Annotated in this window: 17 protein-coding genes; 14 read left to right on the top strand and 3 right to left on the bottom strand. The window is 58.5% G+C overall.

Annotation, left to right across the window (positions count from 1 at the left end):
• Positions 1–99: 99 nt before the first annotated feature.
• The gene (locus tag ACKFRX_RS08205) at positions 100–2,367 is read right to left on the bottom strand and encodes an acyltransferase family protein (RefSeq protein ID WP_408922538.1); all 2,268 of its coding nucleotides are present in this window, start codon (positions 2,365–2,367) and stop codon (positions 100–102) included.
• A 352-nt stretch (positions 2,368–2,719) separates the two neighbouring features.
• On the opposite strand from ACKFRX_RS08205, the gene rpsP reads away from it, so the two are divergent.
• Entirely contained in the window at positions 2,720–3,235 is a 516-nt protein-coding gene (rpsP, locus tag ACKFRX_RS08200; RefSeq protein WP_005325261.1) for a 30S ribosomal protein S16, read from the top strand.
• A gap of 216 nt (positions 3,236–3,451) precedes the next feature.
• Here the strand turns inward: rpsP and ACKFRX_RS08195 are convergent, their stop codons facing one another.
• Together ACKFRX_RS08195 and ACKFRX_RS08190 are read right to left on the bottom strand one after the other, a co-directional pair.
• Positions 3,452–4,138 carry a TetR/AcrR family transcriptional regulator gene (locus ACKFRX_RS08195; protein WP_234447297.1) on the bottom strand — a complete coding sequence of 229 codons (687 nt, stop codon included), beginning with the start codon at positions 4,136–4,138 and terminating at the stop codon, positions 3,452–3,454.
• A 38-nt stretch (positions 4,139–4,176) separates the two neighbouring features.
• Positions 4,177–4,581, bottom strand: coding sequence for a cupin domain-containing protein (locus ACKFRX_RS08190; protein WP_408927648.1), 405 nt, complete (start codon positions 4,579–4,581; stop codon positions 4,177–4,179).
• A 106-nt stretch (positions 4,582–4,687) separates the two neighbouring features.
• Between ACKFRX_RS08190 and rimM the strand changes: the two genes are divergently transcribed.
• The 13 genes from rimM to dprA all read left to right on the top strand — a co-directional run bounded on the left by rimM (position 4,688) and on the right by dprA (position 16,178).
• A complete protein-coding gene (gene rimM, locus ACKFRX_RS08185) occupies positions 4,688–5,185 on the top strand; it encodes a ribosome maturation factor RimM (RefSeq protein WP_250408289.1) in 498 nt (165 codons plus the stop codon).
• Positions 5,182–6,054, top strand: coding sequence for a tRNA (guanosine(37)-N1)-methyltransferase TrmD (trmD, locus tag ACKFRX_RS08180; protein ID WP_250408292.1), 873 nt, complete (start codon positions 5,182–5,184; stop codon positions 6,052–6,054). Before rimM ends, trmD begins: the two co-directional genes overlap by 4 nt.
• Positions 6,054–6,428: a hypothetical protein gene (locus tag ACKFRX_RS08175; RefSeq protein WP_408927647.1), complete on the top strand. Its 375-nt coding sequence runs from the start codon at positions 6,054–6,056 to the stop codon at positions 6,426–6,428. Before trmD ends, ACKFRX_RS08175 begins: the two co-directional genes overlap by 1 nt.
• A gap of 121 nt (positions 6,429–6,549) precedes the next feature.
• Entirely contained in the window at positions 6,550–7,185 is a 636-nt protein-coding gene (locus tag ACKFRX_RS08170; protein ID WP_408922540.1) for a hypothetical protein, read from the top strand.
• A 143-nt stretch (positions 7,186–7,328) separates the two neighbouring features.
• Entirely contained in the window at positions 7,329–9,665 is a 2,337-nt protein-coding gene (locus tag ACKFRX_RS08165; RefSeq protein ID WP_408922541.1) for a Tex family protein, read from the top strand.
• 174 nt (positions 9,666–9,839) lie between these two features.
• Positions 9,840–10,184 (top strand): 50S ribosomal protein L19, encoded by a 345-nt coding sequence (gene rplS, locus ACKFRX_RS08160; RefSeq protein WP_005325245.1) that lies wholly within the window; start codon positions 9,840–9,842, stop codon positions 10,182–10,184.
• Positions 10,185–10,367: 183 nt separating this feature from the next.
• Complete coding sequence (lepB, locus tag ACKFRX_RS08155; RefSeq protein WP_005325243.1) at positions 10,368–11,171, top strand: signal peptidase I; 804 nt, start codon at positions 10,368–10,370, stop codon at positions 11,169–11,171.
• Positions 11,149–11,886, top strand: coding sequence for a signal peptidase I (gene lepB / locus ACKFRX_RS08150; RefSeq protein ID WP_408927646.1), 738 nt, complete (start codon positions 11,149–11,151; stop codon positions 11,884–11,886). The genes lepB (ACKFRX_RS08155) and lepB (ACKFRX_RS08150) overlap by 23 nt, the downstream gene beginning before the upstream one ends.
• Positions 11,873–12,514 (top strand): ribonuclease HII, encoded by a 642-nt coding sequence (locus ACKFRX_RS08145; RefSeq protein WP_408927645.1) that lies wholly within the window; start codon positions 11,873–11,875, stop codon positions 12,512–12,514. Before lepB (ACKFRX_RS08150) ends, ACKFRX_RS08145 begins: the two co-directional genes overlap by 14 nt.
• Positions 12,515–12,576: 62 nt before the next feature.
• A complete protein-coding gene (locus ACKFRX_RS08140; protein WP_005325239.1) occupies positions 12,577–12,882 on the top strand; it encodes a DUF2469 domain-containing protein in 306 nt (101 codons plus the stop codon).
• 170 nt (positions 12,883–13,052) lie between these two features.
• Positions 13,053–13,451 (top strand): YraN family protein, encoded by a 399-nt coding sequence (locus tag ACKFRX_RS08135; protein ID WP_408919854.1) that lies wholly within the window; start codon positions 13,053–13,055, stop codon positions 13,449–13,451.
• Positions 13,438–15,000, top strand: a complete 1,563-nt coding sequence (locus ACKFRX_RS08130) for a YifB family Mg chelatase-like AAA ATPase (RefSeq protein WP_408919855.1) — start codon at positions 13,438–13,440, stop codon at positions 14,998–15,000. Before ACKFRX_RS08135 ends, ACKFRX_RS08130 begins: the two co-directional genes overlap by 14 nt.
• Positions 14,997–16,178, top strand: coding sequence for a DNA-processing protein DprA (gene dprA, locus ACKFRX_RS08125; RefSeq protein WP_150850565.1), 1,182 nt, complete (start codon positions 14,997–14,999; stop codon positions 16,176–16,178). The genes ACKFRX_RS08130 and dprA overlap by 4 nt, the downstream gene beginning before the upstream one ends.
• Positions 16,179–16,204: the final 26 nt, after the last annotated feature.

The following is a 16,204-nucleotide window of genomic DNA, read 5'->3' as shown; positions in this document are numbered from 1 at the left end:
GCCTCCTTCTTATACGCTTGCCGACGCCGCCCTAAGCCCCAGCGCGCCTTCGCATGAGGCGCCTTCGCCCTCGGGGCTTGTGCACGACCGAGCTATGGCCTAGACGGCATCGTCTTGTGCAGCGTTGGGGTAGGGGACGGGGTTGGCATGCTGCTTGCCGGCGTTGGTAGGTGCTGCGGGTGCTTGCTCTACGGCTCCTGCAGCCTGCTCCGGTGGAATATCCGGGGCTTCCTGCTGGACTTTTTCCCCGTTGAGGAAGGGCTTTAGGGCCTCGCGAATCATCGGCATTGCTGATTCCGCAAAAGCGTTGGTGATGTGGTGCATGTCGCGGTAGACCATCGTATTGCCGATGATGACCGGGCAGTCACCATTGGCATCGCAGAACCACGGAGCGGTATCGATCGAGAGCATATTCTGGTACTCCGACAGCACGACTGCACCGGGGTCATAAGGCTGGTAGACCTGCTCAAAGCGCATGCCGCAGCCGTAGGCATCTTCAGTAGCGACGTAGCACTCATCAAACTCGCGTGGACGGCCTTCTTCGTCGAATCCCCACGGGTTATCGCGGAAGCCCAAGAAGGGAATATCGCGTTCGGCCAATTCCTCCCAGAATGCCTGGTAGCCGGCGGGCACGGCATCGGGGCCGGTGCCAAATTCATTTTGCGGGCGAGTGGTATTTGAGATAACCAAGGCCGGGTTCGCCTCTTCGATGCGATCCATGACCAGCTTGCCCCACTCGGCACACTCTGGGGTCACGGTGACATCGTCACCCAATTCAATCGGGCAGCCCTGGCGCAGCAGTGGTACCAGCTTAAAGCCCATTTCCTTGCCTAAGCGGTCCAGCGGGGCAGAATACTGCTCCGCGTGGGAACCGCCGACCAAATAGACTTCCTTCTCTGCGTTGGGGTCACCGAAAATGCAGGGGGTCTTGCCGTCCTTGCGGGTTTCGAAGAAGAAGTCAGCGGGCTGGCTATCTGGCACGAAGCACCAATTTGTCGCTACTGGTGGCTGGATTCCGCCGGCCAGAATCGGATCAGGCTTGACCTCCACGTTATCCGGCGGGGTGATGTCGTTGATGAACGTCGTTGCGCCGGGGTAGAGGGCAGGATCCAAAAGCTCCGCATCAGCATCATCAAGGGTGCGCATCCACAGTGGCTGGATAGCCAAGAGGCCGACAACAGCCGCAGCGACTACGACGCCGCCCACACCGCGGGCGGCACCGGCGGGTTTCTGCAAGGTCGAAAGGCCCTTACGTACCGGCAGATCCTCGGCCGTGGGGCGCTTGCGATGCTGGCGCAGGGGCTTTTCCAAAAAGCGGTGCGTGAGGTCCGCCAACACTAGCGAAATGACGATAATGATGACGCCCAACCACCACGACGGGGTTTCTTGACCCAGGTAGGAGGTGGACAAAATGAGCAATGGCCAGTGCCACAGGTAGAGCGGGTAGGCTACATCGCCCAGCCAGCGCGCTTGCTTGGAGGCCATGGCCTTGGAAATCTTGCCACCGCCGCCCAAGATAATGAGCACGGCGCCGCCTAGTGGCAAGAGGGAAAGCGGGCCAGGATACGCAGTGGTATCCGCGATGATGGCACCAGTAAAGATGAGCATCAGAAGGCCCAGGCCGGTAAAGAGGTCATAGAGGCGGGCTGGAATCTTCCAGGAGGAACCGTAGATGGCCAAGACCGCGCCCAAGGTCAACTCCCAAGCGCGCGACCAAGTGGAATAGTAGTTCTCCGGAGTTCCGTAGAGGCCGTGGCGCGAAGCATAGGCGAAGGAGGCGATGGTGACCACGATGAGGATCGGGCCAGCAATCTGGTTGACCGTGGGGAAGCTGCGCTTGCCCAAAGGCTGCTGCTTCGGCCGGAACTTCATGATGGCAGCCAAGATGAGCGCGAAGGCAATGCCCATGATGTAGAACTGACCCTGCACGGCCATGGACCACATGTGCTGCAGCGGCGAGGTATCGGCCGCGGCCGCCGTGTAGTCGGCGTTTTGTTCCGCTAGCTCCCAGTTCTGGTAATACAGCATGGTGGCTGTAATCTGCTGGGTGAGCTCGGTGCGCATGAGCTGCGGGGTGAAAATTCGCACTAGAATGTAGGTCACACCGATGACCAGAACCAAGCTCGGCACTAGGCGTCGCAAGGTGCGCCAGATGGGCCACCATGGGTTCAGCGAGGCGTTGGGCTTGCTTGCGTAGCGCAGCTGGGAGCCCAAGAAGAAGTAGCCGGATAGCAGCAGGAATACGTCGACGCCGCCGGATACCCGTCCGACGAATACGTGGTAGATAACTACTAGGCCGATGGCAATACCGCGCAGGCCATCAAGGTCATAGCGGTACCGGAAATTTCGCGGTGATTCTTTAGTCATAAACTGTCTTTTCGTGCGCCTATGCCTGAATGGTGGGGCGGAAGGCGCGCCATACATATGAAACGAAATGTCTATATTCGGCCCTTAAGGGTACTCTGCTTCAGTATCGCAGGCATAACGAACCTGCGTGCGTGGCGTAGTAATTTTTGAAAATGCAGCTACTCGCGCTAAAATATTTCAGGTTGTCTGCTCGGATTTCTGAGCTAGATAAACTGAAGAACGTAATATTCTGCGTAGCACCGTTTCCGTCCACGGTCGGCCGGTATGTCACGCGCAGATAAAATCCAAGGGTTGAACCGGCGCACAATCTAGTGCGCGTCTGTACTGCCCAGTGACTAGTAAAGGAGCCAACATGGCTGTCAAGATCAAGCTGCAGCGCCTGGGCAAGGTCCGCGCTGCTGAGTACCGCGTTGTTATTGCTGATGCCCGCACCCGTCGTAACGGCAAGGTCATCGAGAACATCGGTATCTACCACCCGAAGGAAGAGCCTTCCCTCATCCAGATCGATTCCGAGCGTGCACAGCACTGGCTGTCCGTTGGCGCACAGCCAACCGAGCCGGTTCTCGCTCTGCTGAAGGTCACCGGTGACTGGCAGAAGCACAAGGGCCTGCCGGGCGCAGAGGGCACCCTGAAGGTTGCTGAGGAGAAGAAGTCCAAGCTGGAGATCTTCAACGAGGCACTGGCTGAGGCTAACAATGGCCCGACCATCGAGGCCATCACTGAAAAGAAGAAGAAGGCCAAGGAAGAGGCTGAGAAGAAGGCTGCTGAGGAAGCTGCTGCTGCAGAGGCTGCCGCTGCTGCCGCCGGCGAAGCTGACGCTGAGGCCGAGGAGAAGGCTGAGGAAGCCTCTGAGGAGTCCGCAGAGTAATCTGCCTCCCTCGTTAAGCGCATAGCGCTTTAGCTTCGGGCCCCGCCGCTACGATCACTGGTCGTAGTAGCGGGGCCTTTATTTTTCGCGGAAGAACGCCGGCACACTATAGCGACCGCGCACGCTAGTCCTTGCCGGGGCTGCGTACGCGGTCGCTACTGGCGGTGACGCGCTAGGAAACTTGCGGCATCCATGTCGGGATATGCCAGTTCGCCTTTAGTTCTGTGGCTTGTAGTTGGAGTAGCGGCTGTAGACGTTAGAGGGTTGCTTAAAGTCCATGCCGCGCAGGGCGCCTGCAACAACCGGTGTGAAAAGCTCGAGGATCTGCTCGCGTGGAAGCTGCGACATAGGGCCGTTGATGGCAAGCACGGTAAATCCATGAATAGCCGACCAGGCCAGCAGAGCATTTTGCAGGAAATACGTAGGCTCAGTGGTATTGTCCAGTGCTTCGGCGTGGCGGGACAACAGGGCAAAGAAATCGCGAATCTGCTGTAGGTGATCCATCTTCGGATCATCTTCCGTATTGGGATCGACGCCAAGCATGAAACGCAGTGCCTTCCACTCCAGCATGCAGCGGAAGAAATTGGTCTCATCCAAGGCAAACTCGAGGTAAGCGTAACCAATTTGCATAAGGTGCTCTGGAAAATCTAGGCCCTCTGCAGTCTCGGTAGTCTCGTGTAAACGCCGGACCAACTCATCGGTGGCAAGTTCGGCGACCTTGTCGTGCAGTTCTTCTTGGTCCTTGAAGTGGCGGTATGCGGAGGTAGGGGACACTCCTGCTTCGCGGGTTACCGCACGAACGGTAATTGCTTCGGGGCCGCTTCTTTTGCCTAGTTGAACAGCGATACGGAGCAGCTCATCGTGGAGGTTTCCATGATGGTAGGGCTTATTGTGCGTTTCCATAAAACTCATTTTATCACCAAAACTTATGTGCATATAAATTATTTGGTTAGCATGGTGAGCAGCAAAATTGCGGGGGTAGAAGGGTCGCCGCTCTCCGGCGTGGCCTCGACTTTATGCACCTCATATGCAGGAAGGTGCACGATAGAGCCGGGGGTGAGCGGGATGGTTTCACTGCCGTAGCTGAAGTTAAGCTCACCGCGCAGCGCCTGCACGGTGATGGGATGTGCGGCCTTATGGTTGGGCAGGGACTGTCCAGGCGCAAAGCTAAAGAGAATGAGGTTGGCACCATCGGCGCTCAAGACGCGCTGTACGCCCGGGTGCGGGCGGTGCGGATCGGTATCAGGCGCGATGTCCAGCAGGTTTAGCGCGGACATTACGGAATCCTCGCCTGAATGAGAAGCCGCGCCAAACGTGTCCGGGGAGTTGGTCGGTAGATCGCTCATAAGCCCACTTTAACGGCAACAATACTCAAAATCTGGGTTTGCTTTCCAAAGCGCCAAAATTCATGACTGACAAGGGCAAAGAGGTCTGTGTTGTAGACTTTCCGCTATGGAATTGATGATTGGTCGCGTGATTAAATCACACGGCGTGAAAGGTGAAGCGGTAGTAGAAGCCACTACGGATGAACCGGAGGTGCGCTTTGCGGTAGGGGAAGTTCTTCATGGCACGCAGGGCAAGAAGGAGCACACACTAACTATCAAGGCGGTCCGGAGCCATAAGGGAAGGTTGCTCATTACCTTTGAAGAGATCAAAGACCGAACAGTGGCGGATAGCCTACGTGGTACTAAGTTCTTTGCCGCTCCGCTAGACAGTGATGATGATGGCTTTTATGACCATGAGCTGGAAGGGCTTCGCGTTCTTTTAGCTGGCAAGGAAGTCGGTAAGGTCACATCGGTCATCCACGGTGGAAGCCAGGATTTGTTGGAGGTAGAACTCGACAACAGCAAGGAGGCGCTCATTCCCTTCGTGCATGCCATTGTTCCTGAGGTGAACCTTGAGGCCGGAACGTGCACCATCGATCCACCGGAAGGACTGCTTGACCTATGAGGCTTGACGTCATCACCATCTTTCCGGAGTACCTAGACCCGTTGCGGCATGCGCTTTTGGGAAAGGCCATTGAACAAGGTCGCCTTGAAGTAGGTGTGCACGACCTGCGGCAGTGGGCTACGGATGCGCATAAGTCCGTCGATGATTCGCCGTTCGGTGGCGGCCCCGGCATGGTTATGAAGCCGGAGGTATGGGGGCCAGCGCTCGATAGCGTCGCCGCACAAGAAAGTGCGCCCAACTTAGAATCGGCGCTGCCCCATCTGAACCGTCCACGCCACGATGAACTAGAAGGGGTAGAGGCACAAGCCTATGCGGTTGATGCCACGGCCGATGAGGATAGCGACCTCCCACTGCTTATCGTGCCGACGCCAACGGGAAAACCGTTTAGCCAAGAAGATGCGCGGGCGTGGTCCAATGAGGAGCACATTGTTTTTGCCTGCGGGCGTTATGAGGGCATCGATCAGCGCGTGGTGGATGACGCCGCTCGGCGCTACCGCGTGCGCGAGGTTTCCATCGGCGATTATGTGCTGATCGGTGGGGAAGTGGCAACGTTGGTGATTGCTGAGGCTGTGGTGCGACTCATCCCCGGTGTGCTGGGAAATAAGCGCTCTCATGAGGAAGATTCTTTTTCTGATGGTCTCTTGGAAGGCCCGAGCTATACCAAGCCGCGAGAGTGGCGTGGCCTAGCCGTGCCGGACGTGCTCACCTCGGGAAACCACGGTTTGGTAGACACATGGCGGAGGGAACAGGCTTTGCTGCGCACGTGGCAACGTCGTCCCGAACTTTTGGAGGCGGCTGAGCTCGATAAGGACGACAAGGCCTTCATCGCGCAGTTGGAACAAGAAGCCAGCACACAGGGTGAAGGCTAATGGAGGTGAGCGCTGACCTCTCGGTACTCCTAGTAACCCAGGAGTGGGAGAATAGCATCGAAGCTTTGCCAGAGACGCTGCGGGCACGGGGCTTTGAGCCGCTAAGCATTTTCGCTCTCCTGGTAGCGGAGGAGTGCACTGAAAGCAGCCCGCTAGCGCAGGAATATCGCTTCAGATTCGGCCAGTGGCCACAAGGAATTCCGGTGTGGCGGCTCATCGTAAATGGAGAGGCCACGCAGCCGCTGGCCGCAGTGGCTTCCTTGGTAGCAGACTGCTTGCCGCCGGCAGCCTCGTGGGTGGGCAGTGCGGAGATCGGTTTTACGGAGATGGGCCTTGGTGCCCCGGCGGTGTGGCGGACGAATTCTGAGCGATAGGAGGGATCTGGCAAATCTTTTAGCGCTTTTTCATGCCTACACTGCAGCGCATATGCCCTCTAGGGTTATAGTAAAGAGGACATCCCCTCCAGATTCCTATTCCCAAGGTGGTCCCTTAAATATGACGGCTCCCAATGGCAATAACTACGGTGGATATAACCAACAGCCGCCCCAGTACAATCAGCAGTATTATTCCCAGCCGCAGCAAAGCGGTGGCGTAGGTGGCGCCACGATCGCCGCGATTATCGCAGCCATTGTGGCGGTTATCGCGGTGGCAGCCATGGTCATCATGTTCGTGACCAATAACAAGGACGATGCATCGACTAGCGCGGCCGCCGATAGTCAATTCCAGCAGGCTGATGCCAATAGCGGCTCCGGCTCCGGATCTAGCAAGCACTCCGGTTCCTCGTCTAAGGACGATGCTGAGGATGAGGATGAAGATTCCAGCCCGGTCACGGTGACCAAGACCAAGGACGCCCCAGCACCAGCGCCGGCACAGGCTGGTTCCGCTGGCTCTAGCAATGGACATTCCTGGGGTGATTTCCCTAACTATTATGCGACTGGACCGACTTCCAGTCCTTTTGCTCGCAACGTCTATACCGCTTTTATGAATAACTGGGTTGCAGGCGGCGGCACCAACGTCACCTTGAGTGTCCATTCGCCGACCACCGGTGGTACCTACACCATGTACTGCTCCGGTAGTTCCGCCCGGGTTACTTGCACCGGCGGCGATAGAGCCCGCGTGGTTATCCACTAGGCCTGCGGCGCACCTTCCTCCTTTCCTTTCCGGAAAGGGGGTTTTGCGTTGAAGGGGGCGTCGGCAAGCGAAGGCGGTAGAGGGGTCGTGCGGTAAATTGGGTGGGTCTAATCCCAAACCTCGAGAAAGAGTGAGGAGACCACGTGAATATTGCGGCCACTATCGCCGCCGAGCTCAACGTTAAGGAATCGCAGGTTTCTACCGCGTTGCAGCTGCTTGCGGAGGGCAATACAGTGCCCTTTATCGCCCGCTACCGCAAGGAGGCCACCGGCGGGCTGGATGATTCCCAGCTGCGTACCGTTGAAGAGCGCGCGAACTACTTGAAGGAACTGCAGGAGCGCAAGGAGACCATCCTTGCGGCGATTGAAGAGCAGGGCAAGCTTAGCGACGCCCTCAAGGAGCAAATCCTTGCCTGCGAAACCAAAGCGCGCCTAGAGGATTTGTATCTGCCGTATAAGAAGCGCCGCAAAACCAAGGCCGATATTGCCCGCGAAGCCGGCCTAGAGGAGCTGACCGATAAGCTCATTGCGGATCCCAACGCCGCTCCAGAAGAGCTGGCACAGGGGTTTGTTACCGAGGGCTTTGAGGACACCAAGAAGGCCCTCGACGGCGCCCGCGCCATCTTGGTGGACCGTTTCGCGCTCGATGCGGATCTGGTGGGTGAAGTGCGCGAGCGTATGTTCACTGAAGGCTCCATGGGCGCGCACGTTGTTGAGGGCAAGGAAGCCGAAGGCGCGAAGTTTAAGGATTACTTCGATTTCAACGAGCCCTTCCACAAGCTGCCTTCGCACCGCATTTTGGCGCTGTTGCGCGGCGAGAATGAGGGAGTGCTGCAGCTACAGCTAGATGCCGGCGATGACGCCGACTACGAGGATGTAATTGCCTCCCGCTTCGAGCTGGATCGCTCCTCCAAGTGGCTTGCCGACGCCGTCCATTGGGGCTGGCGCACCAAGCTCTATATTTCCTCCAGCCTGGACGTTCGCATGCGGCTGAAAGAGATTGCGGAGGAAGGCGCGCTGAAGATCTTTGCCACCAATTTGCGCGACGTGCTGCTCGCGGCACCTGCTGGCCAACGTTCCACCATCGGCTTGGATCCGGGTTACCGCAATGGTGTGAAGTGCGCGGTAGTGGACAAAACCGGCAAGGTGCTCGACACCGCCATTGTCTACCCGCATCAGCCGCAAAATCAGTGGAGTCAAGCAGTTCAGACGCTGTCGACCCTGTGCGCCAAGCATTCTGTAGACCTTATGGCCATCGGCAACGGCACCGCCTCCCGCGAGACCGAGAAGCTTGCTCAGGAAATTGCGGACCTAATTAAACAGGCCGGCGGCCAGCGACCCACGCCCGTCGTGGTTTCCGAGTCCGGCGCCTCGGTCTATTCCGCCTCGCCGCTTGCGGCGGAGGAATTTCCCGACATGGATGTCTCACTGCGCGGCGCGGTTTCCATCGCTCGCCGCTTGCAGGATCCTTTGGCTGAGTTGGTCAAGATCGATCCGAAGGCCATTGGTGTGGGGCAGTACCAGCACGACGTTAACCAGACGGCGCTCGCCCGCACCCTCGATGGCGTCGTGGAAAGTGCGGTAAACGGCGTGGGCGTAGATCTCAATACCGCTTCCGTCCCGCTGCTTGAGCGCGTAGCTGGTGTCAATTCCACCATCGCCGCCAATATCGTGGCCTACCGCAATGAACACGGTTCTTTCGCTTCCCGCAAGGAACTGAAGAAGGTACCGCGTCTTGGACCTAAGGCCTTTGAGCAGTCTGCGGGCTTCCTCCGCATCAACGGCGGTACCGATCCACTGGATTCCTCTGCCGTACACCCAGAGGCCTATCCTGTCGTCTCCCGCATCGCGGAGAAGACGGGCCTGGGTATTTCTGAACTTATTGGCAATACCCGCGTACTCAGCACGCTGGCGCCAGCAGACTTTGCAGACGAGATTTTCGGCATTCCTACGGTGACCGATATCATCGCCGAGCTAGATAAGCCCGGACGCGATCCGCGCCCTGAGTTTAAGACCGCCACCTTTAAAGAAGGCGTACATAAGGTCTCCGATCTCACCCCGGGCATGATTCTTGAGGGCACGGTGACCAACGTGGCGGCATTTGGCGCCTTCGTGGATGTCGGAGTCCATCAGGATGGCCTCGTCCACGTTTCTGCCATGAGCCACAAGTTTGTCTCCGATCCGCACGAGGTCGTGCGCTCTGGCCAGGTGGTCAAGGTGAAGGTCATGGAGGTTGATGTGGAGCGCCAGCGCATCGGCCTCTCCCTGCGTTTGGATGATGAACCGGGGCAGCCGGCTCCCAAACGCCGCGGTGATTCCCCACGCGGTTCCGCCAAGTCCGGCGGCAGGGGAGAAGGAAAGCGCTCCGGCCACAAGTCCGGCCGCGGATCCCGGGGCGGTTCGCGCGGCCGCACGGGTGGTGCGGGCAGCGCCGGCGGTGGTGGAGCCATGGCCGATGCTCTGAAGAAGGCAGGTTTCTAGGTTCCTTGCACTGCGGTGAGGAACCTTGGGCAGAGCAAGCAAGCTTGCGATATGAGAATTTGGTTCCGGCTGGCGTATGTGGAAAAATAGTGCACCGTTCTATGTAACGGGCACGAACCGGTTAGGCAGTACGCCGCTAGGGTCCTCTGTCCCAAACTGAAAAGGAATATTGGCATGTCCAACATTATTGACAAGGTCGATGCAGCACAGCTGCGCGACGATATCCCGTCCTTCCGCCCAGGCGATACCCTCGACGTTAACGTAAAGGTTATCGAGGGCAACAACGAGCGTGCACAGCTCTTCAAGGGCATCTGCATCCGTCGCCAGGGCTCCGGCATCCGTGAGACCTTCACCGTTCGTAAGGTCTCCTTCGGTATCGGCGTTGAGCGTACCTTCCCGGTTCACTCCCCGAACCTGGAGTCCATCAAGGTCTCCCGCCGTGGCCGCGTCCGCCGTGCGAAGCTCTACTACCTGCGTGATCTGCGCGGCAAGAAGGCTCGCATCAAGGAGCGTCGCTAGTACTAGCGCGCTGCGCGCCAGCTTCCCCTTGCGCCCCACTGTGGGCGCAAGGGGATTTTTAATACCCAATTGCGCTTATTCCAAAGTTAGAAGCATGATCTAAACGGAAAGTTCACTGTGAATCCCCCTGCAGCGAGGGGGATAAGACCGGAAACGGTGCGTGGGGTTGCTAGGATCTAGCGCGTGAATAAAGACAGCATCTCGCAGGAACAGCCGCCAGAAGGCGAGGGGGCCCACCCAGTACAGGGCGAGGCCGCCCAGCAAGGCAAAGAGGCGACTAAGAAGAAAGAAATGCCGTGGCTGCTGGAAACCCTTCTGGTAGTAGCGACGGTTCTCGTGATCGTCGGACTATTCCAGAACTTTATCGGCCGGCAGTATGTGATCCCGTCGGGTTCGATGGAGCCGACTCTCCACGGCTGCGAGGGCTGCACGAATGACCGCATCTTTACGGAAAAGATCTCTTACTACGGTGACGGCGAGCCAGAACCAGGCGATGTCGTTGTATTTAAAGGCACTGAGGACTGGAATTCCAGCTACGTCTCACCGCGCTCGTCCAATCCGATCATTCATGGCGTGCAGGATGCGTTGAGCTTCGTATCTTTGGCACCGCCAGACGAAAATACTCTGGTCAAGCGCGTGGTTGCTACCGGCGGACAGACGGTGTCCTGCCAGGAGGGCGATCCTGCCGTCATGGTAGATGGCAAGCCCATCGAACAAGACTATGTGCAAGACCCGCCAACGTACCCGGTAGATGAGTCGACCGGCTCGGAGGCCTGCGGTGGTCCGTACTTTGGTCCCGTCGAGGTACCGGAGGGCAATATCTGGGTGATGGGCGATAACCGTACTGCTTCGGCCGATTCTCGTTACCACATGACCGATAAGTTCCATGGCACGGTTCCAGTAGAAAACGTCCGCGGCAAGGTGAAATTCGTATTCTGGCCGTTTACCCGCATTGGTGGGGTCGATGACCCGGACATTCAGGAATAAGCCTTCCTCCCAACGCCTGCGCACCCGGGATTTTCTCATCCCCGTGGTGGCAGGCTTTGTCCTGCTGGTGCTCCTGCAGGCGCTGGTGGGGCGGATGTATGTCATTCCTTCTGCTTCGATGGAACCGACCCTGCACGGGTGTGCCGGCTGCAAAAATGATCGCATTGCCGTGCAAAAGGTCAGCTACTACTTCACGGACCCCAAGCCCGGTGAGGTGGTGGTTTTTGAAGGGCCCGAGTCGTGGAATAACGAGTTTGAGGTCAATCGCTCGCGCAATATTTTTGTACGCGGCGCGCAGAACGCTTTGGCAGCCGTAGGGCTGCTTCCCAATGGGGAAAATATCCTGGTAAAGCGCGTCATTGCTACCGGCGGGCAGACGGTGAGTTGTCAGGCTGGCGACCCTGCGGTCATGGTGAACGGAAAGCCCATTGACCAATCCTTCGTCCTCGATCCGCCGGAGATTCCCGTAGACCCCAGCGTGGGCTCGCAAGAGTGCGGTGGCGAGTATTTTGGCCCGGTCACCGTCCCCGAGGGAAACCTTTGGGTGATGGGTGATAATCGCACCAACTCCCTCGATTCCCGTGCACACTTGGGCGACCACCTGCAGGGCACCGTGCCGGTAGACAACGTCCGCGGGCGCGTTGAGGCCGTCATTTTGCCGCTTTCGCGTTGGGGTAGGGTCCAGCACCCGGAAATTTCGCATGCGGCGGCTTAAACAGCGGCGCACCTACGAGGTCGCATTGAGCAAGGCTGGTTTAGGCCCGGTGGCCGGCGTGGATGAGGCTGGGCGCGGTGCCTGCTGCGGACCGATTACCATCGCAGCCTGCGTCATGCCCGATCGGCCGATCAAGGAGTTGGCGGAGCTTACAGATTCAAAGAAGCTCACTCCCAAACAGCGCGAGAAGCTTTTTCCACTCATTAAAGACAAGGCTGTGGACTGGTCTGTGGTGCACATAGGTGCAGGGGACATCGATAAGCGCGGCATCCAACACGCCAATATTTCCGGCATGCGCAGGGCGGTTGCGCGCCTGGAGGCACCTCCGGGCTATGTGCTTACCGACGCCCTCTTTATCCCCGGCCTCACTCAACCCCACCTGCCCATCATCGGTGGCGATGCGGCCGCACGGTGCATTGCCGCGGCGAGTGTGTTGGCAAAAGTCAGCCGCGACCACCTGATGCACGAGCTGGATGCGCGGTACCCCGGCTACGGGTTGGCCAGCCATAAGGGGTACGGAACCAAGGCACACGAGGCCGCAATTGCGGCGCTTGGAGCGTGCCCAGAACACCGGATGAGCTACGAGAATGTCCGGCGCGCTCATGCGGAGTTTGCCGCGCGTGCCTAGCTAAAATCTACCCTTTCTCGCGCTAAGCTATAGCGAGCTAACCCACAACCTGGAGGTCCACCGTGAGTGCAGAGGAACTCGATAACTACGAGGCTGAGGTAGAGCTGTCCCTTTACCGCGAGTACCGGGACGTTGTCAGCCAGTTTTCCTATGTCGTTGAAACTGAGCGGCGCTTTTATCTGGCTAATGCGGTAGAGCTCATTCCGCATACCTCTGGGCCTGATGTCTACTACGAGGTGCGCATGTCTGATGCTTGGGTATGGGATATGTACCGCTCCGCGCGCTTTGTGCGCTACGTCCGCGTTATCACCTACAAGGACGTCAATATCGAGGAGCTGGATAAGCCGGAATTCATGATGCCTGAATAGTTTTGTCAAGCCGGCGCACACGGCGCCGCGCCCTAGCTGTGGATAACAGAGGTGCAGAGCCTGGTTATCCACAGCTAGGGCCTTTTTGCTATTGCGTCCCTTGTATAAGCCTTGCCAACTGCGGTGTTCTGTGCTGGCCAATGAATTTCCCAACGCACAAGGAAACCGCAATGCACTTTAATTCAGAACACCGCTTGGCCACGAAGAAGCCTCGCCATAAACAAGTCTTAGGCAAAAGGGGAGAGGCCTTCGCAGCGCGCTATCTGCGCGAGCGCGGAGCAGAAATCATCGCTGCCAACGTCTCTTATCGGGTGGGAGAAATCGACCTCATCGCCCGGGAACCTAACGGAACCATCGTCTTTGTTGAGGTAAAGACCCGCGCCAATTCTAGCTACGGGGTAGCTGAGGCCGTAACCCCGCAGAAGCTCGCGCGCCTGCGTAAAGCCGCGGCGCAGTGGCTCGACGGAAGGCCACTGTCTGAGGTGCGATTCGACGTCATTGCCTTGGTCGCGCGCGGGCAGGGGTTTGCGCTGGAGCACTTCAAGGGGGTTGAAGATGGCTCTAGGTAATTGTTTGACCATGTCCCTCAATGGAGTCCTTGCTCAGTTGGTTGACGTGGAGGCGAACGTCGGTCACGGGCTGCCAGGGATACACGTTGTAGGTCAGACGGATACCGCAATCTCCGAATCCCGGGACCGGATCAGGACCGCAGCCTTTAATTCCCATCTGCCCTGGCCCAAGACCAAAGTGGTTGTCTCTATGTCCCCGGCTTCGCTTCCCAAATCCGGGTCCCACTTTGACCTACCCATAGCGCTTGCGATCCTCGCGGCACAGGCAGAGGCCGACTTTCCGTCTTATGGCAGCACTCCCTCGCCCGCCCAACGTCTCCAGCGCACCTTGGTATTGGGCGAGCTTGGTCTCGACGGCTCCGTTCGGTCTGTAGCAGGCATCATCCCCGCTCTTCTCGCCGCACGGGAACAAGGAATAACAACTCTTATTGTTCCGTCTGGCAATGCCGCCGAGGCCACATTGGTGCCGGACATGGACGTACTCGTTGCGTCGTCTTTGAAGGAGGCCTTCAGCTGGGCTTGCGGTAACCGTGGGCTGCCGCAGGCTGGAAGCTTTTCGGGGTCGCTCAGCCCCGCGCCTGCGGCGGCGTCGCGACTCGACTTTAGCGATATCGCTGGTCAATCCAATGCGAAATGGGCTGCCGAGGTTGCGGCCGCCGGCGGCCACCACCTGATGATGATCGGGCCGCCTGGGTCTGGAAAGTCCATGATCGCCTCGCGCCTGCCCACTATCCTTCCTACGCTTACCCCAGATCAGCAGGTAGAAACCACTGCGATTCATTCGCTAACTGGAACCCCAGGTGAGGTCATCGAGCGCGCCCCGTTCATCGCCCCGCATGCATCGGTAACTCGGGCTGCACTCCTTGGTGGCGGTTCCGGTCATCCCCGCCCTGGTGCGGTGAGCTTGGCTCACAATGGTGTGCTCTTTCTCGACGAGGCCAGTGAAGTAGCCGCGCCGGTACTCGATGGTTTGCGTGCCCCGCTGGAGGAAGGACACGTGCGGTTGGCGCGCTCGCGCCGCGAGGTTACCTATCCTGCTCGCTTCCAATTGGTCATGGCGGCAAACCCGTGCAGGTGTGCGGCCGAAGACCCGTCCAAGTGCAGGTGCAATCCGCACGAGCGCATGAACTATCTATCCAACCTCTCCGGTCCGCTGCGAGACCGCCTGGATATGGTGGTCACGCTAACGGGGCAGGCGGCAACTATTAACGCGGAGGGCGAAGAGGAATCCGCAGTCATCGCCGAGCGCGTCGCCGCTGCCCGTGAACGTGCCGCCGCGCGCTGGTGGGCGGATGGCATCACCGCGCGCACCAATGGGGAAGTTCCCTCGTCCTATCTGCGCCGAAAGAGGCCGGCTGCAGAAGCCGCTATGGTCATGTTGTCCGCATATTTGGCAGATGGCGAAATATCCCAGCGCGGAGTGGATCGCGTATTGAAGCTCTCCTGGACCCTGGCGGATCTAGCAGGAAAGGCGCAGCCGGACCTGGATGAAGTGGGGCGCGCGCTCGATCTGCGCGGCTCAATTAATGTAGGGAGGCTCGCAGCATGAGCGAACTTGATCTCTCTACTCCTTATGCCACCTGGGTATACCTCAACCGAGTGGTGGAAGGCCCCTCTGCTGCATTGCAAGCTTTGCTCACGCAATACCCAGCAGAGGAAATCGCCCACGGAATCTATCACCGTGCTGACTGGATTGGTCCGCTTTTGGCGCGCACGGCCTCTCGCTATGACTGGTTGCGGCAAGCCGAAGACATGGCGGCAGCCGAAAGGGTCGGGGCTCGGCTCATTACGGCAGAAAGCCCAGAGTGGCCCACGGAAGAGTTTGACTCTGCATTCGGCTTCTATCAGCACAGCGGGGAGGCCCCAGCTACTTTTGATGACCAAGCATTGCCACCGCATAGCCTGTGGGTGCGCGGTGCGCCATTGCAAGCAGAGGTTGCTCAAGCTGTAGCCATCGTCGGAACTCGTGCTATTTCTCGCTATGGCTGGCAGGCCACCCACAACGTCGTGTCCGGATTGGTTCAGCATGAATGGACTCCAATATCTGGCGGCGCGCTGGGAGTGGATACCGTCGCGCACGAAACAGCGTTGCACAACAACGGGCGCACGGTAGCTATAGCAGCGTGTGGCATCGATAGGGATTACCCAGCCCGCAATGCCAACTTATTTGCCAAGATTGCAGATAACGGCTGCATCGTTTCTGAATTCGCACCGGAAACCGCGCCGAAGCGCCACAGGTTCTTAACACGCAATCGCTTAGTGGCAGCGCTGAGCCACGGCACAGTAGTTATGGAGGCCGCGTTTCGATCTGGTGCATTAAACACCCTCAACTGGGCAGAAGCGCTTGGGCGCGTTGCGATGGCGGTGCCCGGGCCGATAACTACTAGCGGTTCGTTGGGCTGCCACCAGCGCATTCAAGAAGGCCGCGCACAGTTGGTTACCAGTGCTGATGAAATTCGCGCTCTAGTAAGTCGCGCCGGGGAAGTGGACCCAGGCGCACAGTACGAAATCAATTTTGCGGCAACCATGACCCAACGCCTCTCCCGCAATGAGTTGCGCGTGTTTGACGCGACGCCACCGCTAGGACAGGAGAAAGCAACGGCAGAAGACATTGCGCGCGAAGCGGGATTCCGTTTACCGCTGACAGTTCACTTACTACTGGCACTGGAAAAGATGTGCGTTGTCGTCCGGCATGGCAATACCTGGGCGCGCCGGGAAACAGAATAAATGGCACCTGCGTAGGGCGAGTACAC

The organism is Corynebacterium tuberculostearicum, from assembly GCF_046097465.1.
Lineage (GTDB): Bacteria > Actinomycetota > Actinomycetes > Mycobacteriales > Mycobacteriaceae > Corynebacterium > Corynebacterium tuberculostearicum_I.
Note: the sequence above shows the minus strand (reverse complement) of the source record. Positions and strands in the feature narration are given on the sequence as shown.